Below are 25,240 nucleotides of genomic sequence, written 5' to 3' on the forward strand. Positions count from 1 at the left end.
GCTTGCCTATCGATAACGACAACCAGTACCAGTAGAGGGGACAACAGCCGAACGTGAAGGGCAGGACCATGTCGCTGGATGTTCCCACCGAACTGCTGGAGCGCGCCGAGCAAGGCGACGTGGCCGACGCCGAGTTCGTCGCGTGCGTGCGGGACTCGCTCCCGTACGCCTGGCAGGTGATCGGCGGCGTCGTCGCCGATCTGCACGGTGACACCGCCGGTTTCGCCGACAACGTCACCCCGCCGCCGAGCGAGATCGAACGCGGCCAGCTGCTGCGCGCCCTCGCGTCCGACGCGATCCGCGGCGGGCTCGAGCGGCACTTCGGGGTCAAGCTCGCTTTCCAGAACTGCCACCGGGTCGCGGCGTTCCGTCCGTCCGCTGTGGACAGTGACGACTATCGCGCGTTCATCTCGCCGCGCGGCCAGCTCCTGAACCAGACCCCGGAGCTCCGCGACTGCTGAACGTCGGACTCGCCGTCCTGAACGTCGGACTCGGCGTCCTGAACGTCGGACTCGCGGGGGTCACGGGGTGCCGAACCAGGTGGCGATCGCCTCGTCGAGGCCGTCTGCGGTGGTGCCTTGCCAGGCCACATAGCAGTCCGGCCGCAGCAGGAGCGCCGTGTCGAGGCCCGGCATCGGGACGACGTCGACCCGGTCGGCACGCAATTCGCCGGCCGGGTCGAGCAGCAGCGGGCGCCCGGTGCGGGTCAGCTCCCGCAGGCCCGGCACCTCGGGCGCCGGCCGGCCGACGAGCGGCCCGGCGGCCGGCATGTCGTACCTGATGTCCACGCCCGCCAGCAGATCCGCGACATGCTGCCGGTTCGCCGGCAGCTCCAGCAACTCGCCGAACAGCACCCGCAGCGCGGTCACGTCGGAACCGGGCCGGATCAGCACCGACTGCGCCTGCGTGTGCATCGTGACCCGTTCGGCCGCGGGCCGCCGTTCGGACTCGTACGTGTCCAGCAGCCCCTTGGGCGCGTCGCCGCGCACTTCGGCGGCCAGCTTCCAGCCGAGGTTGACCGCGTCCTGCAGACCGAGGTTGAGCCCGGGACCGCCGATGGCCGAGTGCACGTGGGCGGCGTCGCCGAGCAGGAGAACCCGCCCCGCGCGATACCGCGACGCGAGCCGCGTGTTGCCGCCGAAGAGCCGTCGCATCAGGTGCGGCCCCGGACCCGTGGGCGGCCCGATCCGCACCGGCGCCCCCAGCACGCGCTCCACACTGGCCTGCAACTCCGCAAGCGAAGCCTCGCCCTCCTCCGGCTGGTCCCACTCCACCGTGGTGAGCCCGGGGCTGCGGCCGGGGAACGGCGCCCACGCGACGAGCCCCCGGTCGGTCCGCAGGTGCCGGAACGCCGGTACCGCACCGAATCCGGGCACCAGCAGGCTTCCGTCGGCACCGACGCTCTCCGGCGGCACGCTCACACTTCCCGTGCGCGACACCGAATCGTCCGTGGTGACACCGGGAAAGTCGATCCCGGCCAGCTTGCGGACCACACTGTGCCCGCCGTCCGCACCGACGAGGAACGCGGCTTCGAGCGGCTCGTGGCCCTCGATTTCCACCGTCACCGAGTTCTCGTGGTGCGTCAGCCCGACGACCTCGTGCTCACGACGGACCTCCACGCCGAGCTCCGCGGCACGCTCGGCCAGCATCTGCTCGACCCGGTTCTGCGGCACCGGCAGCGTGTAGAGCAGGTTGTCCGGCAAGTCGTGCAGCTGCAGCGGGAACGCACCGAACACAAAGCCCGGCGCCGGGCGGGGCGGCTCATCGTTGCCGGTGAGCCGTTCGTGCAGGCCGCGCCGGTCTAGCAGCCGGACGACCTGGCCGACCAGGCCGTTCGCGCGTGGCTCGGGGGCCGGTCCGGCGAGCCGTTCCAGCACGACGGGGCGTGCTCCGGCCAGTGCGAGCTCACAGGCGAGCATCAGGCCGTTGGGGCCGGCGCCCGCGATGACGACATCGATCATGGCGAAACCTCTTTCCGGGCAGGGGACATCGGTCCGGCAGCCGCCGGTCTGTCCTCAGTGGACGGATGAACTAGGGGGCCGGCAGCCCCGCGGCGAGCTGCGCGAGGGCTTCCGGGAGCAGGCGCTCGACCGGCTCCGGCGGGTCGGTGCGCAGGTGGTGTGTGGTGGCGACGTTCGTGGCGGCCAGCACGGCGGCCGCCACCAGGTGCGGATACATGTCGTGCCCGGCGTCGGTGCCGGTGCGTTCGGCGACGGCCGCGGCGATCTCCGCCTGGGCCTGCGCCCCCGCCCGCAGCATCTCGCCCTGCAGGCCGGACTCGGCGACCATCAGCCGCACCCCGGCGGTCCAGCGATCCCGGTCGGTGATCGGGTGCGCCGCGACCGCCGCCGTGGGGGCGAACTGGCCCACCACCGAAGCCGTGATGGCCTCCCACAACGGTTCTTCCGCCGGGCGGCCGCGCAGCGCCTCGGCCATCCGCAGGCATCGATCGAGATGGTGGGACGCGATGGCCTCACCCTTGCTGGAGAAATAGTTGTTGAACGTGCGCGGCGAGACGTCGGCCGCCTCGGCGATGTCCTCCACCTTGACGTTGTCGAACCCGCGCTCGACGGTCAGCCGGATCGCCGCCCAGGCCAGCGCCGCCCTGGTGTCCGCCTTCTTGCGCTCCCGCAACCCCATGTCCACCACGGTAGCAGAACTTGCGTGACGCGCAAGTTTTCGTGTCACGCATATTTCAACCACCTGTTGACGCAACCCATCGGTTGCCATAATGTGGCAACCAGTTGATTGCAATACAGAGTGGAGGACGAAATGGGATTTCCTGATCGCATCGAACGGACCGTCGAGATCGCGCACGCGCCCGCGAAGGTCTGGGCAGCGCTCACCACGGCCGAGGGGCTGGGCACCTGGTTCGGCAACCAGGCCAAGATCGACCTGCGCCCCGGCGGTGCCGCGGAGATGACCTGGGATCACGGCCACCGGGCCGAGATGCGCGTCGAACGCGTCGAGGAGCCGAGGGTTTTCGGCTACACCTGGCACATCTACGGGCTGCCGGACGAGGACCCACGCCGCACCTATGTCGAGTTCACGCTCGAACCGGCCGGCACGGGCACCCGGCTGACCGTGGTCGAGTCCGGTTTCGCGCAGCTGCCCGACGACGCGCACCAGAAGGCGTTCGACGGCAACACCGGCGGCTGGAAGAGCGAACTGGGCGAGCTGGTCGAATATCTCGATGCCGCCTGACATCGAAGCGACCGCCGAACAGGTCTTCGTCGCCTTGGCCGACCCGAGCCGGCGCGCCATCCTGAGCGCACTGGCCTCGGGCGGCCCGGCCACGGCGACGGACCTCGCGACCCGCCTGCCGATCACCCGGCAGGCGATCGCCAAACACCTGGCGCTGCTCGCCGAAGCCGGCCTGGTCACGGCCGAACAGGGGGAACGGCGCCGGGTGCGCTACCGGCTGCACTCCGCGCCCATGCAAGTGGCGCAACAGTTCCTGGCCGCGCTGGCCCGCGATTGGGACAGCCCGCTGGACGCATTGACCAGACACCTGGACAAGGAGCACCAAGATGGACACGACCGATGACCTTCCCCCGGTGACGGACCGGGCGACCTGGCAGGCCGAGCTGGACGCGTTGCGCGTCCGGGAAAAGGCCCACACGCGCGCGGGCGACGCGATCGCGGCGGACCGCCGGCGGCTGCCGATGGTCGAAGTCGACCCGGCGATCCCGCTGGTCGGGCCGCGCGGGCCGGTCACGCTGCTGGACGCGTTCGAAGGCCGCCAGCAGCTGATCGCGTACTTCCACATGTGGCACACCGGCGGGTCCGCCGCCGACCAGTGCGAGGGCTGCACGTACTACAGCACGCAGGTTCGCGAGCTGTCCTACCTGCACGCCCGCGATGTCACCTATGCCGTGCTGTGCCAGGGCCCGTACGAGGAAAGCGTGCGGTACAAGGACTTCATGGGCCTGGACGTGCCGTGGTACTCGGCTCAGGACTCCGCCGAGGCCCTGCTGCCCGGGCGGCAGGCCGGGATGTTCTTCCTGGTGTGCTATCTGCGGGACGGCGACCGGGTGTTCGAGACGTACTGGACCAATGGCCGTGGCGTCGAGGTCATGTCGCCGACGTACGGGCTGCTGGACCTGACCGCGTACGGGCGGCAGGAGGCGTGGGAGGACTCCCCCCACGGCCGGTCGCGGCGGTGGGAGGTCGACTCCGCGCAGTGGCGCACCGGCGGATATCCCACCGCGTACTGGGCCCGTCTGCAGAAGACCTCCTGAACGCGCAGGGTTGCTCGCCCGGGCTTCGTCCGCTTTGCTGGGCCCTCGAACAGAACGAGGAGGTTCCCGTGGCGAAGCTGATCTACTCCGCGATCGCGTCTCTGGACGGGTACGTGGAGGACGAGCACGGCGGTTTCGAATGGGCGGCTCCCGACGAGGAGGTGCACGCGTTCGTCAACGAGCTCGAGCGGCCGATCGGCACCTATCTGTACGGGCGCCGCATGTACGAAACGATGATGTACTGGGAAACCGTGCCGGCGAGCGCCGATGAGTCCAAGGCATTCCAGGATTTCGCGGAGATCTGGCGAGCGGCCGAGAAGATCGTTTACTCCCGGACGCTCCAGAAGCCATCGACCGTGCGGACGCGGATCGAGGCCGATTTCGATCCTGCCGCCATCCAGCGGCTCAAGGCATCGGCCGACCGCGACCTCTCGATCGGCGGCGCGGAACTCGGCGGGGAGGCACTCGCCGCGGGACTGGTCGACGAAGTTCACCTGCTCCTCGGGCCGATCCTCGTCGGCGGTGGGAAACGCGCACTGCCGGACGGCGTTCGGCTCCAGCTGGAACTCATGGACGAGCATCGCTTCGGGAGCGGCGTCGTGCACCTGCACTATCGGGTACACGCCTAGCCTTCCGTTAACCCGGCATGGGCGACACTGGTCGCGTGACGGGGTTCCACAAAGGACTGGTGATCGCGGCCGTGCTGTTCGCCGCGACGCTGGCCGCGGTGCTGACGTCCGCGACAATGCCGGTCGACCAGGCCATCCACAGCTGGGCGGTGAGTGTCCGGACGCCGGGCGGGATCGCGCTGGCCAAGGCCGTCACCACGCTGGGTATCGCCTGGGTGGCCGCCCCGCTGACGACGCTCATCGCGTTCGCCGCCACCCCCGGACCGGTCCGCACCCGTGCCGTCCACGCGGCGATCGCGCTCGCCGTGATCGCCGCGGGCGGGTTCTGCCGGACGGCGATTTCCATCGCCGTGCACCGGGCCCGGCCACCGCTGGCGGACTGGGCGACCACGACCGCCGGTTTTTCGTTCCCGTCCGGGCACACGACGGAGGCGACGCTGGCCGCGGGCCTGAGCGCGTGGCTGATCGCCCGGCGCCTCACGCGGCCGTGGGCACGCACGCTGATCTGGCTCGCGGCGGCCGCCTGCGCGGCGGTCGTCGGCTTCACCCGGGTCTACCTCGGCGTGCACTGGCCGACCGATGTGTTCGGTGGCTGGTGCTTCGGGGTTCTGTGGCTGACCCTGGCGGCCGTCGTAGTGATCCGCCGGGCGGATCAGCCCTTGTGAGCCAGCGTCTCCGCACGCACCCTCGGCGTCGAGGGATCAGAGCAGTACGTCCCCTCCATTGGGCGAGAGGGTTTGACCGACGTAGTAGTTCCCGGCCGCGGAGGCGAGCAGCAGTGCGGTGGGTGCGATCTCTTCGACTTCGCCGACCCGGCCCAGTGGCAGCGACGCGCGCTTGTCGGCCAGCCAGCTCTCGCTGTGCCCCCGCAGCAGCGCGGTGTCCACCGGTCCCGGGGCGATCGCGTTGACCAGCACGCCGTGCGGGGCGCCTTCGAGCGCCAGGGCACGCGTGAACCCGACGACCCCGGCCTTGGAAGCGCAGTAGTGGGCAAGACCCGTGGCGCCCTTGTAGGCGAGCTGCGAGGCGATGTTGATGATCCGCCCCCAGCCCTTGCGGCGCATCGGTTCGTAGAACGCGTGTGCCACCAGATAGGTACCCCGCAGGTTGATCCCCACCACGCGATCCCACTCGGCTACATCGACGTCCTCGAACGGCCGGTCCCCGCCGCCGACACCGGCCGAGTTGACCACGATGTCGACGTGGCCGACCGTGTCGGCGGCCCAGGCGGCGAGCCCGTCGACATCCGCCGCGGAGGAGACGTCGCAGGAGCGGGAGGCGACCTCGTGACCCGCGCCGGTGAGCTCGCTCGTGAAGGTCACCGCCGCGTCGTCGTCATCGAGATGGCAGAACGCCACGGCGGCACCGTGCCGAGCCAGGATTTCCACGATCGCCCGCCCGATCCCCCGGCTGCCCCCGGTGACCAGGGCCGTGCGGCCGGTGAGGTCGAACGGATCAGTCATGGTTTCCTGCCTCCTCGAAGAGCGTGCCGGCGTAGGTCCTGATGCCCTCGGCGAGCGTCCAATGCGCGTGGAATCCGAGTTCGGCCTCGACGCGGTCCAGCGACAGCGGGCCCTGCCGGTCCGGGTCGTCCGGGTCGGGTCCGTCTTCGAGTCGCACAGTGATGCCCGGCACGACGCCGGCGGCCACCTCCGCCACCCCCGCCATCGTGAGGTGCGAACCGGCGGTCACGTTGAAGACGCGGTGTTCCGGGGATTCCACGTCCCACGCCCGGACGATGGCTTCGGCCGCGTCGTCGACGAAAATGTACTGCCGGGGGAAATCCCGGCCGAACGGCAGCACGGTCGGCGAGCCATCCCGGGCGTTCTCCAGCATCGTCCGGACGAAGCAGGCGGTGCGGCGGCCCGGGCCGTACACGGTGCCGAGCCGGAGCGCGATCCCGTCGACTCCGTACTGCGCGGTGTAGGCGCTGATCAGCGCTTCGCCGGCGACTTTCGTGGCCGCGTACACGCTCGTCGGCGTGGTCGCGGTGGTTTCCGGCACCGCGGCTTCGGCGGTGTTGCCGTAGACGGTGATGGACGAGCAGAACACCACGCGCCGCAAGTGCCGCAACCGGGCCGTTTCGAGCACGTTGGTGGTGCCGCCGATGTTGATGTCGATGATCGTCCGTGGCGCGTCCCGGGACAGCATCGGGCCGGAGATCGCGCCGCAGTGCACGATGCCGGTCACGCCCTCCCGGACGACGATGGCATCGAGCGCGGCCCCGTCGGTGACGTCGCAGGCGATCACGTCGCTGGACCGGGGGGTGAGGTCGGTCGCGACGACCCGGCTGCCTCGCGCACGCAGGCGCGCCACGACGGCATTGCCGAGCAGGCCGGAGGCCCCGGTGACGAGCACGGTGTCCGGTGGTGCGGAATTGTCTCGATTCATCGCTGGAAACTCCTGATCGGTGGGTTGGTCGTCCACAGTTTCTACGTCAGGAGAGCATCGTCGAGTGGGTGCGTTTCCAGGAACCGTCCGACGGGGCCGGGGTCGTGGAATCCCGCACTGTCGAGCACGACACGGCCCGCGGAGACGACGTCCGTGGGCCAGCCGTACAGCGTCATGCCTTGGTACGGCGTGTAATCAGTGGCCATGTGGAGGTCGGCGGCGTCGGTGGTGCGGCTCGCCGCCGGGTCGACACTGTAGAAGTCGGCGTCGGCACCCGGCCCGATCCACCCCTTGGTGTGCAGGCCGTTGAGCCGGGCGGCATTCGTCGACGTCAGCGCGGCGAACCGCTCGAGGGACACGCCTGCTTCCGCCACGAGCGCGGTGAACGCGGCCGGGATGCGGGTCTCGACGCCCGGGAGGCCGTTGGGCATGTGCCGGACGTCGTGGCTGCTCGCCGATTTCTGTTCGAGGCTGAAGCAGCAGTGGTCGGAGCCGATCGTGTCGACGTCGCCGACCAGTGCGGCGGTCACCAGGTCACGGCGCAGCTCGTGGCCCCGCAGGGGCGGGCAGCACACGAACCCTTCCGCTCCGGGCTTGCCGTAGACCGAGTCGTCGAGGAGCAGATAGTGCGGGCAGGTTTCGGTGTAGGCCCGCAGGCCTTCGCGGCGTGCGGCGCGGACTTGTGCCACGGCCTCCGGCGTCGACTGGTGGACGAAATAGACGGGCGCCGAAAGGTGCTGCGCGGTCGCGAGAACCTGTGCCACGGCGGCGTTTTCGGCGAGTGCGGGCCGGGTTTCGGCGAGATGTGACGCGTCGATGCGACCGGCCTCGGCACACAGGGCCAGCGCGTCCTCGATCACATGGTCGGCCTCGGCGTGCACGTATCCCATGCCGCCCTGCCGGTGCAGGCTCCGGAGGACTTCGAGGATCGTCTCCGGCTCGACCATCCGCTCGCCACGGTAGGTGGTGAACATCTTGATCGTGCGGATACCGAGTTTCGCCAGTTCCGCGATCTGCTCACCCAACCCGGGGTCCCAGCGGACGAGCCCACCGTGCAACGCGTGATCGATCCGGGCCGAGGCCCCCTCATCGAGCCGGCGCCGCGCACAGTCGAGCGGTGTCTCGTCGTCGGCCTCGGGGATGGCGAAGTTGACGACCGTCGTCGTCCCACCGTGCAGCGCGGCGACGGTGGCGCTTTCGTAGTCGTCCTGCCCGGCGTAGTCCCCGACGATCTCGCCGATGTGGCAGTGCGGGTCGACCCCGCCGGGAAGCAGGACCCGGCCCTCGACGTCGAGCGTGCGGCGAGCGACCGGCACCGGCGCGCCGGGCGCGAGCAAGCCCCGCACCTGTCCATTGTGGACGATCACGGTCGCGGCCTGCCGGTGGGACGCGTTGACGACTATGCCCCCGGTGACGACCAGGTCGACACCGTCTTCGTGCTGATCCGACATGATGCGTTCCTCCTGGGGGCGACTTCCGGCGTGATCGAATTCCGCATGGTCGCGCCGCGTCGCGCAGGTACGGAGCGTTCACACTGACATCGGCCCACTATCATTGTCAACAAGAATGACCTATCTTGTTGACAAGATGGGCACGGACTCCGGAGGGCGGGTTGCGCGGACACCAGCAGGACCTACCAGGAGACGAGATCTACCAACGGATCCGTGAGTCGGTGTTGCGCAACAGGATCGGGCCCGGCACCAAACTCGCGGAAGTGAAGCTGTGCGAGCTCTTTGGCGCCAATCGCGAGGTGGTTCGTCGCGCACTCATCCGGCTGGCCTCGGACGGGCTCGTCGAGTACTACCCGAAACGAGGAGCGTTCGTAGCCAGCCCGACCGACCAGCAAGTCGAGCATGTGCGAGACGCGCGGATCGCCATCGAGGGCGACCTGGCGGCGCGACTGGCGGGACGGATCGACGAGGCGGCGCTGGCCGAACTCGACCGGATCACCACCGAGCAGATCGATCACCAGCGCGCGGGCGAGCTGGCCGCCGCGGTGGAACTGTCCGGCACGTTCCACGTCACGCTGGCCGAGGCCGGCGGTAATCCCTTCTGTGTCAAGTACCTGGTCGAGCTGACCGCGCTGACCTGCCTCGCCATCGCGAAGTACGCCGTCCCCCCGAACGCGGGATGCCCGCTGGATGACCACATCACCATCACCGCCGCGCTGCGCACCGAGGATGGCCCGCGGGCGGCGGAATTGATGCGCACGCACCTGGGCCGGGTGCACAAGGCGATCCTCGACCGCGCCCGCCGGCCGGCGCCGAGCCCGGAACTGAGCGACCTGATCTGAATTCTCAGATGTGGTTATCGATCCACGAACCGATCATGTGAAACACCTCGGGCGCGCATTTCTGCAAATTCAGATCGTGACCGGCATTCGGGATGACCTGCACGCTCACGGACGGCGAATTCACGTAAGCCGACTGTTCACTCGCGACGACCGCAGAGGTGTTGCCGCAATCCAAGGCACCGCCACAGCCGAGGATGTCGTGGTCACCCTCCAGCACGAGGACGGGAACTATGACATTCGGCGCCTGCCACAGCAGCGGGACACGATTGACTTCCTGCACATATCCGGTCGCCTCGACCGCCGGGAACGTGTCCCCCGTGGCCTCGTCCGCGGCGACCGCGCCGGGGTCGGTATTCGAGGGCACATAGAACAGGCTCTCGCGTGCTCCTGAATTGACCGCCAGGTAGCCCGGGTCGAGGCCGCTTCCGGCGAACTTCGGGTTCAGGATCGCGGGTCCCATGGAGGCCACCGTCTGCACGAGTCCGGCGCCCTGGTTGTGGACGATCCCGGTGATCACGATGCCGTCGACGTCGTGATAGATCCCGGCTTCCTGGATCGCCGCGATCGACCCCATGGAATGCCCCACCAGCGCGACGTGCGCGAAATTCCGACCGAGCCCACCGTCGCGAATGTACTGCACCACCTGATGCACCGTGTCCGCCGTGGTGGGCTCGGTGACCAGCGCACTGAGCGGATGCGTACTACCGCCATAACCCACCCGGTCGATCGCCAGCGTCGTATAGCCGTTCCCCACCGCGTTATCGACATAGTTGTACGTCGCGGGGTCGTACGGGAACATCCAGTACGACCGATTGTACGCACCACCATGCAATAACAACTGAATCGTCTGCGCCTTCGGGCCCGGATCCGCCGGGCGACACAACGTGCCGGAAATCTGCCCCGGCGTGGGCAGCAACGGAGGCACCACCGTCGGGATCCGCACCGGGACCGTCACCTCCGAACACACCGGTCCCGGCGTCGCCGCCGCACTCCCCGCCGTAAACACCGACACGCCAAGAAATCCCAGCACAGCCACCGCCAGGAGCGACAAGGCTTTACGTCGTCTGCCGACTGCGCCCACAGTGTTCTCCTCGAGAAATTGACAACCGATACTTTTCAGTATCAGCGTGCCAACCACGGGTAACGCACCAAAAAGCCGCACTGTACCCACTGGGGCAACAGGAACGTCCCGGAAGGGCCGGACATGATCGTGGACCCGGCTCGGGACCGTGACGTGGATCGCAGGGTGGCGCGTTTCTGCGCCGGAAAGCGTCGAATACCTGGCCTTTGCCACGCGTAACTTCGCCGAGACGAAACACAACTTTCCCGAAACGTGGGTTTGTGACGCTCCCGGGGTGCCGAGCCAGAAAGATCTTGCCCCGCAGCGCCGCTTCCCGGCTAGTCGAAGGAAAATTTCCATGCTGTCTCGCTTATTGCGAATCGCGGCCGGAGTGCTCGCCGCGTCGCTTCTCGTCACCGGCTGCACGGCGACCGGCGCCCAGGACACGGGCGGTGCCGACGGCACCGGAGGGACACTGAAGATCGCCATGTCCGCCGGCAACGTGCCCCAGCCCGAGGTCCTGCCGGACCAGGGGCAAGAGGGAATCCGGTTCGTGGCCAACAACATCTACGACGGGTTGACCAGGCTGAACCTCGACCAGGCCAGCACACTGCCCACGCCGCAACCAGGCCTGGCGACCTCCTGGACACGCTCGGCCGACAACCTGACCTGGACCTTCGTCCTCCGCCAGGGCGTCAAGTTCTCCGACGGCACGCCGTTCGATGCCGACGCCGTGCTGTTCAATCTGCGCCGGGCGAGCGACAAGGGGTTCCAGTACTACAGCCCGATCGTCGCGGCGCGCACCGGCCCCTACTTCCAGCAGATCAAGAGCTACACGGCGGACAACGACCATCAGGTCTCCATCACCACCAAGGCGCCGTATTCTTTTCTGCCCTACGATCTGCTGACCGTCTTCATCGCCAGCCCCACAGCGGTACAGAAATGGGGCAATGCCGACTACCTCAACCATGCCACCGGCACCGGTCCATTCGTGGTCGACAAATACGAGAACAACGTCGAGATGACCCTCAAACGCAATCCGGACTACTGGGATGGCCCGGCCAAACTCGACGAGATCGTGCTCTACCCGCAACCGGAAGCCTCCTCGCGGGTGGCGTCGCTGCAGTCCGGCGCCGTGAACTGGGCCGAGGTCCCTTCGCCGGACTCGATTTCCCTCCTGAAAGGACAGGACTACCAGGTGTTCCTGGACGACGCGAGCCCGGCGGCGATCATGCCGCAGTTCAACATGTTCAGGGCCCCGTTCAAGGACAACCTCAAGCTGCGACAGGCACTCAACTACGCCCTCAACCGCGCCGCGACGGCTGCCACGATCAACAACGCCGGCGCGCCCGCGAACCAGTATGTCGTCCAGGCCAGCCCGTACTACGTCAAGGACGAGCCGGGATACGCCTACGATCTCGCCAAGGCGAAGCAATTGCTCTCCGAAGCGGGATATGGGCCCGGCAAGGCGCCGTTGACCCTCAACATGGTCTACCCACCCGACGGTTCGGGCAACATGTTCCCCGGACCGATGGCCGAACAGATGCAGGCCGATTTCGGCGCCATCGGAGTCAAGCTCACGCTCACCCCACTGGAGTTCAACAGCTACCTGTCCATCTATGCCACCCCGGGTGGCCTCAGCGCGCCGCAGTGGTCGAAGTACGACATCATCTGGGCGGCACCGGCCGCCGGCATGCTGCCCACCGGGTTCGCCAGGTTGAACCTCTGCTCGCTGGGCGGTGTCGCGAACGCCGTCGGCTACTGCGACCAGGCGGTCGACCAGGCCTACAACGCGGCGGCGGCGAGCTTCGACATCGACACCCAGAACAAGGACCTGCGACAGATGAACAAGGTCCTCCTGGACGACGCGCCGGTGCTGTTCTGGATCAACGACCGGAACCTGCGGTCGATGGCGAGCACCGTGCACGGCTATGTCCAGGCTCAATCCCGGTGGGTCGACTTCACGAAGATGTGGGTCGGCTGATGACTGCCGTGGAAAGCAGTTTCGCCGAGGCTGCCTGGCACAGCGAAGAGCCGGCCGTGTCGCCCAGGTCGTACTGGCGCGAGGTCGGTCAGCGGTACGTACGGAATGTCAGCGGAATGGTGGCGACCGGCGTACTCGCCGTGCTCGTCCTCTCCGCGATCTTCGCGCCGCTGCTGACGGGATACGACCCCGGCGCGAGTGATCCGCTGCACCGCTTGCTGCCGGTCGGGTCCAGCGGGCATCTGCTGGGCACAGACGAACTGGGCCGGGACATGACGGCGCGGCTGCTCTACGGCGGCAGGACTTCGCTTCTCAACGGATTCGTCCCGGTGCTGGGCGCCACGGTCGCCGGACTCGCCCTGGGCATGTGGGCCGGGCTCTCGCGGCCGCTGACGAGCAACGTGATCATGCGGTCGATGGACGTGCTCTATGCGTTCCCGGCGATTCTCCTGGCGATCTCGATCAGCACGTCTCTCGGGCCCGGGATCTCCAACGCGATGATCGCGACGACCATCATCTTCGTCCCGCCCGTCTGCCGCATTGCGCAGGCGGCGACCAGGGAAATCGCGGTGAAGGAATACGTCGAGGCGGCTCGGATGACCGGAGCAGGCACGGTACGGCTGGTCCGGACCCAGATCCTGCCCAACGTGTTCACCCCGGTCGCCGCCTATGCGTCCGGTCTGCTCGGCATCTCGATGATCATCGCGGCCAGCCTGAGCTTTCTCGGACTGGGAATTCAGCCGCCGACGCCGGAATGGGGATTCATGCTCCAGAGCTTGCGCGGCAGCATTTACGGCGCGGCGATCGTCGCGACGCTTCCGGGCGCGATGATCTTCCTCACCTCGATCGCGTTCAACCGGATGTCCGACGCATTCCAGGAGGCGATGAATGTCCGGTCCTCGTGACAAGGAATCCGAACTCCTCGCGGTCGCCGATCTGCACAAGACCTTTCGCCTCCGCGGCGGCCGGGAGGCCTCGGCCGTCGATGGCGTCACGATGAGCGTCGCGGCCGGTGCCACCCTGGGCATCGTCGGTGAATCGGGATGCGGCAAGTCCACCCTCGCCAGGATGATCGTCGGGCTGGTACAGCCGGATCGCGGCCGGATCAGCTTCGACGGGAAGCCGTTACCCGCCGAGCGATCGGGCGAGGCCCGGCGTGACATCCAGATGGTGTTCCAGGATCCTTACTCCGCGCTGAACCCGAAGGCGTCGGTGGGTGACAGCGTCGGGCTGGCGCTTCGGGTGCACGGCCACGACCGGGCGGAGACCCGGCGCCGGGTGCGCGCCCTGCTCGATCAGGTCGGTCTGCACGCCAACCACGCCTCCTACTACCCTCACCAGCTCAGCGGGGGTCAGCGGCAGCGGGTCAACATCGCCCGTGCGCTCGCGCTCGACCCGAGGCTGGTGGTCTGCGACGAGGCGGTGTCCGCGCTGGACAAGTCCGTCCAGGCCCAGATTCTCGCCCTGCTGCGTGAGCTGCGCACCGAGAAGAACCTGAGCTTCGTGTTCATCAGCCACGACCTCAACGTCGTGGAGTACATGAGTGATCAGGTCGCGGTCATGTATCTCGGCAGGATCGTCGAAACCGGTACCCCGGCACAGCTCTACCGCCGGCCGCTGCATCCCTACACGAAGGCGCTGCTCGCCTCTGTTCCCCAGCTGGGGACCAAGGTGCGCGAACCGCCGGTGGTCGACGGCGACGTGCCGAGCCCGCTGGACCCGCCGAGCGGGTGCCGGTTCCGTACTCGATGTCCACATGCGACGGAGATCTGCGCCGCCACCACCCCGCGACTGGAAGAACACGACCAGGGCCAGCGGGTCGCGTGCCATCTCTACCCACCACAAGGAGAAGCACATGTTCGTCGTTCCTGACACCGGTCAGATCATCGAGGTCGCGCGAAAACTGGGGATTCACGTGACCGCCGAGGAGGCGGTCATCTACCGCGAATTCCTCGAGGTGCAACTGGCCGCACGAGATGATTTCGTCCAGTCCAGAATCGAGGAGGAACGTCCGCCGCTGCTGTATCCGGCACGCGAGCCGGGCTACCGCCCGAACCGGGCGGAAGATCCGCTGAACGCCTGGACCTGGAAATGCCGGATCGAGGGTGCCGGCGAGGGAATCCTGGCCGGCCGGACGATCAGCTACAAGGACCAGGTGGCGATCGCCGGGATGCCGATGAGCATCGGGTCCTTCGCCTTGGACGGATTCATCCCCGATTTCGACGCGACGATCGTCACCCGGGTGCTCGCCGCGGGTGGCACGGTGACCGGTCACAACATCCAGAACGGCCTGGGCGGCGGATTCGGCATCGGCGGCGGTATCGGCGACTACGGCCGCCCGCTCAATCCCCACAACCCCGACCATGTCACCGGTGCCTCGTCGGCGGGCTCCGCGATCGCGGTCGCCGTGTCCGATGTCGACATCTCGTTCGGCGGCGACCAGGGTGGCTCGATCCGCATCCCCGCCGCCATGACCGGCACGATCGGGCTCAAGCCGACCTTCGGCCTGGTGTCCCATTTCGGTGTCGGCTTCGGCACCGACCAGAGCATCGACCACACCGGACCGATGGCCCGCACGTCGGCGGACGTCGCGGCCGCACTCCAGGCCACCGCGGGATACGACGGGTACGACCCGAGGCAGGGCCGCGATGTCCCCGAATCGATGGACGTGCTGACCGGTCTGGACCACGGCGTGCAAGGCCTGCGGATCGGCGTGCTCGAAGAAGGTTTCCACGACGTGTCGCCCGAGGTGAACGACCTGGTAGTGGCCGCGATCGAGGTGCTGGCCGAGCAAGGTGCCGTGGTCTCGAAGATTTCCGTGCCGGCGCACGCGACGGCGGGTATCGCGCAGGCAGCGCTGATGCCCGAGGGATCGCGGGCATTGTTCGAAACCGGGTTCTACGGTGCGTTCACCAAGACCTATTATCCGGCGACGCTGCTGGCCGCGGTGCACCGGCTCTGGACCGAACAGCCGGATCTGCTGGCGCCACGCACGAAGCTGGGGTACATCGAAGCGGAGTTCACCCGGCGCACCTATCACGGCCGGGTCTACGCGAAAGCGCAGAACAGCCGGCCGTACTACGTCAAGCAGTTCGCCAAAGCCTTCGCGGAGGTGGACGTGCTGGTGATGCCGACCTGCCCGGAAACCGCGCCCGTCTACGAGGCGCCCGGAAGCTACCTGGAAGCGCTGCGCCACGACTTGATCACGAGCGCCCGGACCGCCGCGCGCAATACCTTCACGTACAACTACACCGGGCATCCCGCGCTGGCCGTGCCCGTGGGAAAATTGAGCGGCCTGCCGGTCAGTATGCAACTGGTCGGGCGGTTCTTCGACGATCCTCTGCTGCTCCGGGTCGCGTACGCGTACGAGCATTCGGTCGACTGGGACGCGATCATCGCGGTGGGGTCATGATCGCCCCAGCTGGCGAAACCCTGCCGCGACCGGCCGGACATGCGCGGATAACACGCGATGCTGACGATTCGGCCATGACCACTCACAGAACGTCTCGAACGCCGCAGAGCCGGGCAGAAGTAGCGCGCCGGGTACGTGATTCATTGCGCCGTGACATCCGGTCCGCGCGCTACCCGGACGGGTTGCTGCCGTCGGAATCGACGCTGATGGCCAGCGAACACGCAAGTCGCACGGCCGTGCGGATGGCCCTCGATCTTCTTCGTACGGAGGGACTGGTGAAACGGGTACAGGGGGTCGGCACGATTGTCACCGCGGACCGGCAGCGCCCCGTGTCGCTGGGACCCAACCGTGGCGTGGCCGGGCCGCGCCGGGACCGTGACGACGTGAGCCATGAGGTGCTGTCGGTCTCCGCCGAGGTCGCGTCGCCCAGTGTGGCGGCGCAACTGGAGATCGATCCGCGGGACCGCGTCGTCTTCATCGAGCGGATGACCCGTCAGTACGGCCGGGCCGTCTCACTCGCCTCGATCTGGCTTCCGTTCGTGCTGGCCGAGCCGATCCTCGACGGTGCCGTGGACCTGCCCGACATCGGTTTCTTCGAGGTGATCGAACTGGGGCTCGGCCTGGAAATCGCCGGGTCCGAACACTCCGTCGAGGCCACCGCGGCGGATGAGGCGGTGGCCCGCGTACTCGCCGTACCGACCGGAACCCCACTCCTCTTGCTCGGCACCCTGATCCGCGTGACCGGGGGCCGCCCGGCGGCGCTGGCCTACTCGCGCGGCCGCGCCGACGGTGTCCGGCTCGAATTCCAGACGACCCGCCCGCCCAGCAACCCGTGAGGCCCCGTTGACTGCCGAACTCACCGCCCCGCCGCGCGACATCGCGCTGGGGCTGCGAAACCTCACCACCGAATTCCGGACTCACGACGGCCCGCTTCGCGCCGTCAACCAGGTGACGCTCGACGTGTACCGCGGCCGGGCACTGGCGATCATCGGGGAATCCGGATCGGGAAAGAGCGCACTGCTGCGATCGGTGCTCGGGCTGCTGCCCAGGTCGGCGAAGATCACCGGGAACGTGTTTCTCGACGGACGCGATCTCCTCGCGGTCCGGCGAAAGGAACGGGAAGCCGTTCGGGGATCCCGGATCGGGATGATCTTCCAGGACCCGCTGACGGCGCTGGATCCGGTCTTCACGATCGGCCGGCAGCTCACCGAGACGCTGCGCCGGCACCACCGGCTCCGCGAGCCGGCCGCCCGGTCGCGGGCGCTCGAACTTCTCGAAGCCGTCCGGATACCCGCGCCGGAACACCGGTTCAACGCCTATCCCTTCGAACTGAGTGGTGGCATGCGGCAACGGGTGGTGATCGCGATGGCGCTCGCCGGTGAGCCCGAGATCCTGCTCGCCGACGAGCCCACGACCGCGCTGGACGCGACGGTCCAGGCACGCGTCATGGCGCTCATCGCGTCGATCCAGCAGGAGCGGACCATGGCCATGGTCATCGTGACGCACGATCTCGCCGCCGCTTCCCAGGTCGCGGACGACATCGCGGTGATGTACGCGGGACGTGTCATCGAACAGGGCCCGGTGGCCGACGTCATCGGCTCGCCGGCGCATCCCTACACCCGAGGCCTGCTCGGCGCCAATGTCCAAGCCGGACAGACGCGGCCGCCGGCGATCATCCCGGGCGCGCCACCGAACCTGGCCCGGCTGCCCCCCGGCTGCTCGTTCGCGCCCCGCTGCGCCGAATCGAAACCCGCCTGCTGGACGAACGGGTTCCCCACCGCACGCGCGCGCAGCCGGACGCACTGGGCGGCGTGCCTCAACGTGCCGGGCCCGGGAGGCACCCGGTGACCAGGTTCATCGCCGGCCGGCTGCTGGCCGCCGTCCCGCTGCTGGTCGGGATCTCGCTGGTCATCTTCGTGCTGATGCAGGTGCTGCCCGGAAACGAGGTCGCCTCGATCCTGCCGCCGGGCGCCGGCCCCGAGGAGACCGCCGCACTGCGGCATTCACTGGGTCTCGACCAGTCGTTGCCGCTCCGATTCTGGACCTGGCTGACGAACCTGTTCACCGGAAACCTCGGATATTCGGCGGTCCAGCAGCGAACGGTGAGCTCGCTCATCGCCGCGGCCTGGCTGAACACCGCGATCCTCGCCCTGTGTACCGCCGCTTTCGGCATCCTCAGCGGCGTCGCCCTCGGCGTCACCGCCGCCTATCACCGCGGCAAGTGGATCGACCGCCTGCTGTCCGGCGTGTCCCTGACCGGGCTGAGCGTTCCGTCGTTCTGGCTGGCGATCGTCCTGCTCGGTATCTTCGGCGCGACACTGCGGCTGCTGCCGACACAGGGAACCGGGCTCGGCGACGGGGCGGGATCCTTCATCCTGCATCTGATCATGCCGATGGTCGCCGGTGGCCTGGTGACCCAGGGGCTCACCGCGAAGGTCGCCAGAGCGGCGATGATCGAGGCACTGGACGCCGAGTACGTCGAGACGTTGCGGGCCAAGGGACTGCGCGTCCCGCGCATACTGTGGCACGCGTTCAAGAACTCGCTGAACCCCGTGCTCGCCACGTCCGGCCTGCAGCTCGGCTACCTGCTCGGCGGGCAGGTGCTCATCGAAACGATCTTTTCCTGGCCGGGCATGGGCAAGCTGGTCTACGCGGCGATCGGCGCCCGGGACCTGCAGACGGTTCAGGGTGCGATGCTCGTCATCGCCGCCACGTTCGTCGTCCTCAATCTCGTCGTCGACATCGTGCAGGCGGCCGTCAATCCGGTTCTGCGGGGATCGCACGGATAAGAATGGAATCCCACATGCCGTCAGTGTTCGTCACAGGCGCGTCCAGAGGTATCGGACGGATCGTCGCGCTCGAGTTCGCGAGGAGGGGCTACCGTGTCGTGGCCACCGCACGTGACCCCGGCGCACTCGCCGGACTCGACGTCGACCAGAAGCTACAACTCGACGTGACCGATCAGGAGACCGTCGACAGCGCAGTGTCCGCGGCGGGCGAGATCGACATCCTGGTGTCGAACGCCGGTGCGCCGATCATCTGGGGCGCCGTCGAGGCGACTCCGCCGGAAGCACTCGAACTGCTGTACGCCCACAACACCTCGGGAACCATCCGGGTCGTGCAAGCGGTCCTGCCGCAGATGCGCCGGCGCCGGTCCGGTCGCCTGCTGTTCGTGTCGGGTGTCCTCGGCAGGGTCGTCCGGCCGGGCAGTTCCGGTTACGCAGCAACGAAATGGGCGCTGGAAGCACTCGTCGAAGCACTGGCGACAGAGGTGCGCCACTGGGGCATCCGGGCCACTTTGCTGCAGCCCAACACCGTCAGCTCGGGCGCCCTGCACAACGCGCGTACCTACAGCATGCGTGACGATCCCTATGCGGGCCTGTTCGCTCAGCTCGGCATCAATCCCGCCACGATGCTGAGTGCGAGGGAGGTCGGCGTGGCCATCGCCGACGCGGCCGAACTCGACGACCCGCCGTTGCGGCTGCCGATCGGCGACCGGGCCCGTGCGATCCTGGCGGCGCACCGGGCCGCGGTGACCGACAGCCCGTTCTTGCCGATCCACCTGGACTGGTGACGGTCACCCGGCGCCGAGTCGCAGGACGGCGGTGAACAGGTCGGTGCCGCGCTGCAGCAGGGTGGTCGGATCCTCGTCGCGGGCGAACGCGTGCGCCGCCTCCCGCACCAACGGGTAGCGCTCGGACGGCAGGTCGCTCAAGGACTCCCACTGCGCGCGGAGCTGTGCGTCGGCGGAGATGTCGTTGTCCGGGTCGCCCCGGCACGCGAGCGCCAGCATGAACACGCCCTGGCTGATCAGGAAGGAGAGCTGCACGGCCGCGACGCCCTTGATGCCGACGCCGGCGAATTGGCGCAGGGTGCGCTCGAAGTTGTCCAGTGCCTCGTCGTTGAGATGTGCGCTACTCGAACCCGACACCTGCGCCTGGGCCAGCACAGTGATGTCGCGGTGGTGCCGGACGAGCACACTGACCACCGAACTGATCAGGAGGTCCAGCCAGCTCGGTGCATTCGGTTCGCGGGCGGCCGCCTGCTTTTCCCGCTCAGCAAGGAATTCCTCGTGAATGAGGCCGGTGACCGCGTCGAGGACGGCCCGCTTGTCCGGAAAGTACCGGTAGACCGCCATCGCGGTCATCCCGGTTTCGGCGGCCAGCCGGCGCATGGTCAGCCCGGGCAGCCCGTCGGCATCGATCAGCCGGAGCGCGATGACGGTCAACTCCCTGGCCCGCGCCGCGTGGTCCAGTCCGGCCCGCGGCCACGCAGGCGACTTCCCCGGCTCAGCCATGCGGCGCATCGTAGCCGACTCGACGCCGTTCAGTCTACGGTGTAAACAGTCCGTATACACTGTAGACAACACGAGCACGAGGAGCGCCGATGAGCGAACTCACCCCGCATCCCATCGCCGCGTCGGCCGAACGGCTCGACGACCTGCGACGGCGGCTGGACGCGACCCGGTGGCCCCCGCGCGAACCGGTCGACGACTGGAGTCAGGGCGTACCGCTCGCCCGCCTGCAGGCGTTGTGCGCATACTGGCGCGACTCCTACGACTGGCGTCGCTGCGAGACCCTGCTCAACGGCTGGGCGCCCCAGCAGACGACGATCGACGGGCTCACCATCCGGTTCTTCGAGATCCGCTCGCCCGAAGCCGGGGCGGTGCCGGTCGTGATGACACATGGCTGGCCGGGCTCGCCGCTCGATTTCCGGCATGTCGTCGGCCCGCTCACCGACCCGCGGGCGCATGGCGGAGACCCGTCCACGGCACTGCATCTCGTGCTGCCGTTCCTGCCCGGCCACGGCGCCTCGGGGCAGCCGGCCGAAACCGGCTGGGATCTGGCGCGGACCGGCCGTGCCTGGATCGAGCTCATGAACCGGCTCGGTTACGGCAGCCGCTGGGCGGCCCACGGTGGCGACTGGGGCGCCGCGGTCGCGCTCGCCATCGCCCGGCAGGAGCCGGCGGGTTTCCTCGGCGCCCACATCACCGGCGCGCTGACCTTCCCGACCCCCGACGAGGTACGCGACGCGGATGAAGCCGAGCAGGCCATGCTCGCCGACGCCGGGCGGTTCCAGCAGGACGGCTCGGCCTATTACGCGCTCCAGAGCACCCGCCCACAGACCATCGGGTACGCGCTCGCCGACTCGCCGTCCGGTCAGGCCGCCTGGATCTACGAAAAGCTGCACGAATGGACCGACCACGACGGCGACGTCGAAGAACTGCTGCCTCGCGACGAGATCCTCGATGTCATCACGACGTACTGGCTGACCAACAGCGCCGCCTCGTCGGCGCGGCTCTATTGGGAAGGGCTCGGTGACCTGGCGGACGGCCGGCAGGTCACGGTGCCGACCGCGTTCAGCATGTTCCCGCGCGAGATGATGCGGGCGTCGCGGCGATGGACCGAGCGCGTCTTCTCCACCATCGTGCACTGGGGTGAGCCCGCCCGCGGCGGGCACTTCCCGGCGTGGGAACAGCCGTCGATCTTCATCGACGAGGTTCGCGCGGCCGTCCGGGCCCTCGCGCAGGCGTCCTCGTGACCTCGTTCAATGTGGAGAACTCCAGCCTGGTCGCACACCCCGCGCGTCCTCGGGTCACCCCTGACGTGCGCGAGCCTCACGAAACGCGGTGATCAGTAGTTCCTCGGAGTTGTCGAGCCGGTCGGCGAGCTGGGTGCGGGCCTCATCGGTCTTGCCGGCGGTGACGAGGTCGATGAAGTCGCCGTGACGCTTGACGAGCGTGGCTCCTTCGGGCGGGCTCTTGTACTGGGCCGTGGCCGCGAGCCGTAGTTCGCTCATCAGTCCCGCGTGCACGCGGCTGAGGCGGCCCGAGCCCAGCACGGCCACGAGCGCGGCGTGCACCTGGACGTCGGCCAGGTGGATCCCGTTGCGGTCGGCTCCTTCGACCGCGGCGACGAATTCCTCGTAAGCCTTTCGCAGCACCGCGATGTGCTCCTCGTCCGCCCCCGCGGTGGCTTCGACCGCGGACAGTTCGATCATGCGGCGAGCCTGGTAGATCTCCCGGATGTCGTGTTCGTCCAGGGTTGTGACGATCACGCTGCGGTAGGAGTTCTGGCTCAACAGGCCCTCATTGACCAGGACGCTGAAGGCTTGGCGGACCGAGCCCCGCGAGACCCCCGTGGTGGCGGCGACCTCGACCTCGCGCAGCGGCGTGCCGGGCGCGATGCCACCTCCCAGGATCTCGACGCGAAGCGCCTCGGCGACCCGATCCACGGTGGTCACCTTCTCGACGCTCAACTTCGGCAACACCTGATTCCCCCTGTACTCGCTCACTCCGAGGCCCCAATGCCTCCGTCACGGCCGGGTCGGCCACCGGGCCACATCAATTGTCGATGAACCCTTGACGCTGGCAACAGCCTACCTGTTATATGAGCACCAATCAATTGTTCGACAATCAATCGTTAGCCCCCGGAGTGGAATCGTGGACCAAGCGGACATCGTCATCGTGGGCGCGGGAATCGTCGGCGCGACGCTGGCGTGGAACCTGCGCGACTCGGGACTCGACGTGACGGTCATCGACCGTGCGGAGCCGGGCAGCGCCACGACGACGTGGACCTTCGCGTGGATGAACGCGAGCAGCAAGGTCCGGCGCGGCTATGTGCCCGAATACGTCGAGCTCAGCGTCAATGGCTCGCGCGAGTCGTACCAACTGGGCCTCGACATTCCGGGCAACTGGCTGCACGCCACCGGCAACCTCGAGCTCGTGCCGGCCGACGGCGCCGCCCAATTGGAGGCGGACGTGCGGCGGCTGGTCGGGCTCGGGTACGCCGCGCAGTTCCTCGGCTACGACCAACTAGTGCTCCACCATCCCGAACTCGATGTGGACGAGGGCACCGTGGCCGCCTGGTTCCCCACCGAGGGCTGGATCGACGGGCCGGCGCTCGTGGACGACATCGTTCACCGGCTCGCCGGGAGCAACGTCCGTTTCCGCACTGGCGAGGTGGTCGGCTTCGACCACGAGAGCAGCCCCGCCGGGAGCACCGGAGTCCGGCTCAGCTCCGGAGAACAGATCCGCGCCGGCCGGGTCGTCCTGACGGCCGGCGCCTGGACCGCCGACCTTGCCGCATTGGCCGGGGTCACCGTGCCGATGGTGGCGCGGACCGAGGCCTCCGTCCCCGGTCTCGTCGTCCGCGCCACGGCCCCCGCTGGCGGGTTGCGCCACCAGGTCCTGGGCTCCGGTTTCGTGGTCCGGCCCCACCGGTCCGGCGAGGTACTGCTCTCCGGTGAAGGCCACGGCCTGGAGCTCACCACCGGCACCCCGGCCGAGGCGGTGAGCCGTGGTGCCGCGGCTTTGCTCACATTGGCGGGCAAAACCGTGCCCGCTCTGCGCGGCTCGGAAGTGATCGCCGCCGGTGTGGGCCTGCGCCCCCTGCCGGACGACGGCGTGTCCATTGTGGGGCCCGGTCCCGCGGTCCCCGCCGTGTATGTCGCCGTCACTCACAGCGGGGTCAGCCTCGCCCCCATTCTCGGCAAGCTCATCGCTCGCGAGCTGCTGTCCGGTCGGCCCGAAGAAGCGCTCGAACCGTTCCGTCTCACCCGTTTCAGGTAGTCCCACCCGAGAGATCACGGGAGACCAACATGGCAAGAAACCCCGCACAACGCGCCGGCCGGCACCGTGTCCGCCGCGCGGCATTGATGCTTTCCGCCGCCGCCCTCTTCGCCACGGCGGCCTGCGGTGGCTCGGGCAGTGGCGCCTCGGATGTGAAGAACCCCAACGGTGTGCTGACCGTCGGCATCAACCGCGCCGCGGACGACCTCAATCCGTTCGCCTTCAAGGGGATCTTCGATGTCCAGTCGATGATCTTCGAGCCGCTGGTCGCCTCCGGCGAGAACGGCAAGATCCTGCCGGCGCTCGCCGAGTCCTGGGACACCTCGGCGGACGGCAAGACCTACACGTTCCATCTGCGCCCGGGCGTGAAGTTCTCCGACGGCACGCCCTGGACTGCCGAGGCGGCGAAGAAGAGCCTCGACATGTGGATCGGCGATGCCAACCTGAAAGACTTCGTCGTGACCTCCGCGGTCGTCTCCGCGGTGACCGCCACCGACGACCTGACGCTCACGCTCAGCCTGTCGAAGCCCTACGCCTACGTGCTGCGGGACCTCAGCCTCGTCCGTCCGGTGCGTTTCCTGAGCCCGAAGGCGTTCGGCGCCGATGGCAAGTACGGCGGGCAGCCGATCGGCACGGGACCGTGGGTGGTCAAGAGCAACGGACCCACCGAGACGGTGCTGACCCGCAACCCGGGTTACTGGGGTACCGCGCCGGAGTTCGCCGAGGTCGACCTCAAGGTGATCCCGGACGCGAAGACCCGGCTCACGGCGCTCCGCAGCGGCGATATCGATCTGATCGGTGGCGACTGGACCGGTCCGATGCTGCCCGAGGACGCGCAGGAACTGAAGAACCGGTCGGGCGGCGGCGTCAAGCTCACCACCGCACCGGGCACGACGACGCAGTTGCTGGGCTTCAACCCCGCGCCGTCCCGGCTGACCTCCGACCCGGCGGTCCGCAAGGCGATCAGCCTTGCCCTCGACCGGAAAGCGATCGCGCAGAACCGCAACCTCGGCTTCGCGGAACCGGCGGGTTCGCTCATGCCCAGCACCGTGCCGACCGGTGAAGGCAAGACGGCGCCGCCGCCCGACCTCAATGCGGCGAAGCAGGTGCTCCAGGCCGCGGGCTGGACCGGTGACGGCACCCGCAGCAAGAACGGGGTCCCGCTGAAGCTCGAAATCCTTGTGGCGGAAGAGAACCAGCCCGGCGTGCGGCAGCTGGCCGAGATCATCCAGGCGACCCTCAAGGACATCGGCATCCAGGTCCAGATCGACGCGGTGGACCACGCCACATCGCATGACGCCGTCCCCGCCGGACAGTACGACATGACGATCTTCTACACGATCGGTGCGCCCTATGACCCGCTCGGCACGCTCACGAACTCGTTCTTGAGCACCTTGGAGAGCACCGACGGAAAGATCTGGACCGATCCCGCCCGGCTCGATCCCCTCATCGAGAAGGCGGTCGCGGCGCCGTCCGAGCCGGAGCGGGACGCCGACCTCTCGGGCGTCTACCGCTTCCTGGACGACAACAGCGCTTTCGTCCCGCTCGTGTACCCGCAGCGGCTGTGGGCCGCCGGTCCCAGGGTGCACAACCTGACGCTCGCACCGACCGACTACGACTTCCCGCTCGCCGGGGTCTGGGTGTCTGGGGACTGACATGC

At 68.4% G+C, this 25,240-nt stretch carries 26 protein-coding genes; 18 read left to right on the forward strand and 8 right to left on the reverse strand.

Annotated features, from left to right (window positions below):
• The first annotated feature begins 68 nt into the window (after window positions 1-68).
• Window positions 69-461: an SCO5389 family protein gene (locus tag LOZ83_RS25540; RefSeq protein WP_236794189.1), complete on the forward strand. Its 393-nt coding sequence runs from the start codon at window positions 69-71 to the stop codon at window positions 459-461.
• A 60-nt stretch (window positions 462-521) separates the two neighbouring features.
• Here LOZ83_RS25540 and LOZ83_RS25545 read toward each other — a convergent pair whose 3' ends face one another.
• Window positions 522-1,961, reverse strand: coding sequence for an FAD-dependent monooxygenase (locus LOZ83_RS25545; RefSeq protein ID WP_236794190.1), 1,440 nt, complete (start codon window positions 1,959-1,961; stop codon window positions 522-524).
• A gap of 70 nt (window positions 1,962-2,031) precedes the next feature.
• Window positions 2,032-2,640 (reverse strand): TetR family transcriptional regulator, encoded by a 609-nt coding sequence (locus LOZ83_RS25550; protein WP_236794191.1) that lies wholly within the window; start codon window positions 2,638-2,640, stop codon window positions 2,032-2,034.
• Between the two features lie 132 nt (window positions 2,641-2,772).
• Here LOZ83_RS25550 and LOZ83_RS25555 point away from each other — a divergent pair, with 132 nt between their 5' ends.
• The 5 genes from LOZ83_RS25555 to LOZ83_RS25575 all read left to right on the forward strand — a co-directional run bounded on the left by LOZ83_RS25555 (window position 2,773) and on the right by LOZ83_RS25575 (window position 5,535).
• Window positions 2,773-3,204: an SRPBCC domain-containing protein gene (locus tag LOZ83_RS25555; RefSeq protein ID WP_236794192.1), complete on the forward strand. Its 432-nt coding sequence runs from the start codon at window positions 2,773-2,775 to the stop codon at window positions 3,202-3,204.
• The gene (locus LOZ83_RS25560; protein WP_236794193.1) at window positions 3,194-3,547 is read left to right on the forward strand and encodes a helix-turn-helix transcriptional regulator; all 354 of its coding nucleotides are present in this window, start codon (window positions 3,194-3,196) and stop codon (window positions 3,545-3,547) included. The genes LOZ83_RS25555 and LOZ83_RS25560 overlap by 11 nt, the downstream gene beginning before the upstream one ends.
• Window positions 3,531-4,241, forward strand: a complete 711-nt coding sequence (locus tag LOZ83_RS25565) for a DUF899 family protein (protein WP_236794194.1) — start codon at window positions 3,531-3,533, stop codon at window positions 4,239-4,241. The genes LOZ83_RS25560 and LOZ83_RS25565 overlap by 17 nt, the downstream gene beginning before the upstream one ends.
• A 68-nt stretch (window positions 4,242-4,309) precedes the next feature.
• Window positions 4,310-4,870, forward strand: a complete 561-nt coding sequence (locus LOZ83_RS25570; protein WP_236794195.1) for a dihydrofolate reductase family protein — start codon at window positions 4,310-4,312, stop codon at window positions 4,868-4,870.
• 35 nt (window positions 4,871-4,905) lie between these two features.
• Complete coding sequence (locus LOZ83_RS25575; RefSeq protein ID WP_236794196.1) at window positions 4,906-5,535, forward strand: phosphatase PAP2 family protein; 630 nt, start codon at window positions 4,906-4,908, stop codon at window positions 5,533-5,535.
• 36 nt (window positions 5,536-5,571) lie between these two features.
• Here LOZ83_RS25575 and LOZ83_RS25580 read toward each other — a convergent pair whose 3' ends face one another.
• The 3 genes from LOZ83_RS25580 to LOZ83_RS25590 are packed head-to-tail and all read right to left on the reverse strand — an operon-like array spanning window position 5,572 to window position 8,712.
• On the reverse strand, window positions 5,572-6,333 hold the full coding sequence (locus LOZ83_RS25580) for an SDR family NAD(P)-dependent oxidoreductase (RefSeq protein ID WP_236794197.1): 762 nt from the start codon (window positions 6,331-6,333) through the stop codon (window positions 5,572-5,574).
• Window positions 6,326-7,261, reverse strand: a complete 936-nt coding sequence (locus LOZ83_RS25585) for an NAD(P)-dependent oxidoreductase (protein WP_236794198.1) — start codon at window positions 7,259-7,261, stop codon at window positions 6,326-6,328. The genes LOZ83_RS25580 and LOZ83_RS25585 overlap by 8 nt, the downstream gene beginning before the upstream one ends.
• A 41-nt stretch (window positions 7,262-7,302) precedes the next feature.
• The gene (locus tag LOZ83_RS25590; protein WP_236794199.1) at window positions 7,303-8,712 is read right to left on the reverse strand and encodes an amidohydrolase family protein; all 1,410 of its coding nucleotides are present in this window, start codon (window positions 8,710-8,712) and stop codon (window positions 7,303-7,305) included.
• Window positions 8,713-8,840: 128 nt separating this feature from the next.
• Here LOZ83_RS25590 and LOZ83_RS25595 point away from each other — a divergent pair, with 128 nt between their 5' ends.
• On the forward strand, window positions 8,841-9,554 hold the full coding sequence (locus LOZ83_RS25595) for a GntR family transcriptional regulator (RefSeq protein WP_236794200.1): 714 nt from the start codon (window positions 8,841-8,843) through the stop codon (window positions 9,552-9,554).
• 4 nt (window positions 9,555-9,558) lie between these two features.
• Here LOZ83_RS25595 and LOZ83_RS25600 read toward each other — a convergent pair whose 3' ends face one another.
• Window positions 9,559-10,635 (reverse strand): alpha/beta hydrolase, encoded by a 1,077-nt coding sequence (locus LOZ83_RS25600; protein WP_236794201.1) that lies wholly within the window; start codon window positions 10,633-10,635, stop codon window positions 9,559-9,561.
• A gap of 337 nt (window positions 10,636-10,972) precedes the next feature.
• On the opposite strand from LOZ83_RS25600, the gene LOZ83_RS25605 reads away from it, so the two are divergent.
• The 8 genes from LOZ83_RS25605 to LOZ83_RS25640 all read left to right on the forward strand — a co-directional run bounded on the left by LOZ83_RS25605 (window position 10,973) and on the right by LOZ83_RS25640 (window position 19,584).
• Entirely contained in the window at window positions 10,973-12,598 is a 1,626-nt protein-coding gene (locus LOZ83_RS25605; protein WP_236794202.1) for an ABC transporter substrate-binding protein, read from the forward strand.
• On the forward strand, window positions 12,598-13,503 hold the full coding sequence (locus LOZ83_RS25610; protein WP_236794203.1) for an ABC transporter permease: 906 nt from the start codon (window positions 12,598-12,600) through the stop codon (window positions 13,501-13,503). The genes LOZ83_RS25605 and LOZ83_RS25610 overlap by 1 nt, the downstream gene beginning before the upstream one ends.
• The gene (locus LOZ83_RS25615; RefSeq protein ID WP_236794204.1) at window positions 13,487-14,470 is read left to right on the forward strand and encodes an ABC transporter ATP-binding protein; all 984 of its coding nucleotides are present in this window, start codon (window positions 13,487-13,489) and stop codon (window positions 14,468-14,470) included. Before LOZ83_RS25610 ends, LOZ83_RS25615 begins: the two co-directional genes overlap by 17 nt.
• Window positions 14,454-16,010: an amidase family protein gene (locus LOZ83_RS25620; protein WP_236794205.1), complete on the forward strand. Its 1,557-nt coding sequence runs from the start codon at window positions 14,454-14,456 to the stop codon at window positions 16,008-16,010. The genes LOZ83_RS25615 and LOZ83_RS25620 overlap by 17 nt, the downstream gene beginning before the upstream one ends.
• 74 nt (window positions 16,011-16,084) lie before the next feature.
• Window positions 16,085-16,846 carry a GntR family transcriptional regulator gene (locus LOZ83_RS25625; RefSeq protein WP_255824986.1) on the forward strand — a complete coding sequence of 254 codons (762 nt, stop codon included), beginning with the start codon at window positions 16,085-16,087 and terminating at the stop codon, window positions 16,844-16,846.
• Between the two features lie 7 nt (window positions 16,847-16,853).
• Window positions 16,854-17,858, forward strand: a complete 1,005-nt coding sequence (locus LOZ83_RS25630; RefSeq protein ID WP_236794207.1) for an ABC transporter ATP-binding protein — start codon at window positions 16,854-16,856, stop codon at window positions 17,856-17,858.
• Window positions 17,855-18,799 carry an ABC transporter permease gene (locus LOZ83_RS25635; RefSeq protein WP_236794208.1) on the forward strand — a complete coding sequence of 315 codons (945 nt, stop codon included), beginning with the start codon at window positions 17,855-17,857 and terminating at the stop codon, window positions 18,797-18,799. Before LOZ83_RS25630 ends, LOZ83_RS25635 begins: the two co-directional genes overlap by 4 nt.
• 14 nt (window positions 18,800-18,813) lie before the next feature.
• Window positions 18,814-19,584, forward strand: a complete 771-nt coding sequence (locus LOZ83_RS25640; protein ID WP_236794209.1) for an SDR family NAD(P)-dependent oxidoreductase — start codon at window positions 18,814-18,816, stop codon at window positions 19,582-19,584.
• A gap of 3 nt (window positions 19,585-19,587) precedes the next feature.
• Here the strand turns inward: LOZ83_RS25640 and LOZ83_RS25645 are convergent, their stop codons facing one another.
• Window positions 19,588-20,307: a TetR/AcrR family transcriptional regulator gene (locus LOZ83_RS25645; protein WP_236794210.1), complete on the reverse strand. Its 720-nt coding sequence runs from the start codon at window positions 20,305-20,307 to the stop codon at window positions 19,588-19,590.
• 89 nt (window positions 20,308-20,396) lie between these two features.
• Between LOZ83_RS25645 and LOZ83_RS25650 the strand changes: the two genes are divergently transcribed.
• Window positions 20,397-21,551, forward strand: a complete 1,155-nt coding sequence (locus tag LOZ83_RS25650) for an epoxide hydrolase family protein (protein ID WP_236794211.1) — start codon at window positions 20,397-20,399, stop codon at window positions 21,549-21,551.
• A 54-nt stretch (window positions 21,552-21,605) separates the two neighbouring features.
• Here the strand turns inward: LOZ83_RS25650 and LOZ83_RS25655 are convergent, their stop codons facing one another.
• Complete coding sequence (locus tag LOZ83_RS25655; protein WP_236794212.1) at window positions 21,606-22,253, reverse strand: GntR family transcriptional regulator; 648 nt, start codon at window positions 22,251-22,253, stop codon at window positions 21,606-21,608.
• 199 nt (window positions 22,254-22,452) lie between these two features.
• Here LOZ83_RS25655 and LOZ83_RS25660 point away from each other — a divergent pair, with 199 nt between their 5' ends.
• Window positions 22,453-23,580 (forward strand): FAD-binding oxidoreductase, encoded by a 1,128-nt coding sequence (locus tag LOZ83_RS25660; protein ID WP_236794213.1) that lies wholly within the window; start codon window positions 22,453-22,455, stop codon window positions 23,578-23,580.
• A 29-nt stretch (window positions 23,581-23,609) separates the two neighbouring features.
• Window positions 23,610-25,235: an ABC transporter substrate-binding protein gene (locus tag LOZ83_RS25665; RefSeq protein WP_236794214.1), complete on the forward strand. Its 1,626-nt coding sequence runs from the start codon at window positions 23,610-23,612 to the stop codon at window positions 25,233-25,235.
• Window positions 25,236-25,240: the final 5 nt, after the last annotated feature.

The sequence above is a fragment of the Amycolatopsis sp. GM8 genome (assembly GCF_021653975.1).
In the GTDB taxonomy this organism is placed as follows: Bacteria; Actinomycetota; Actinomycetes; order Mycobacteriales; family Pseudonocardiaceae; genus Amycolatopsis_E.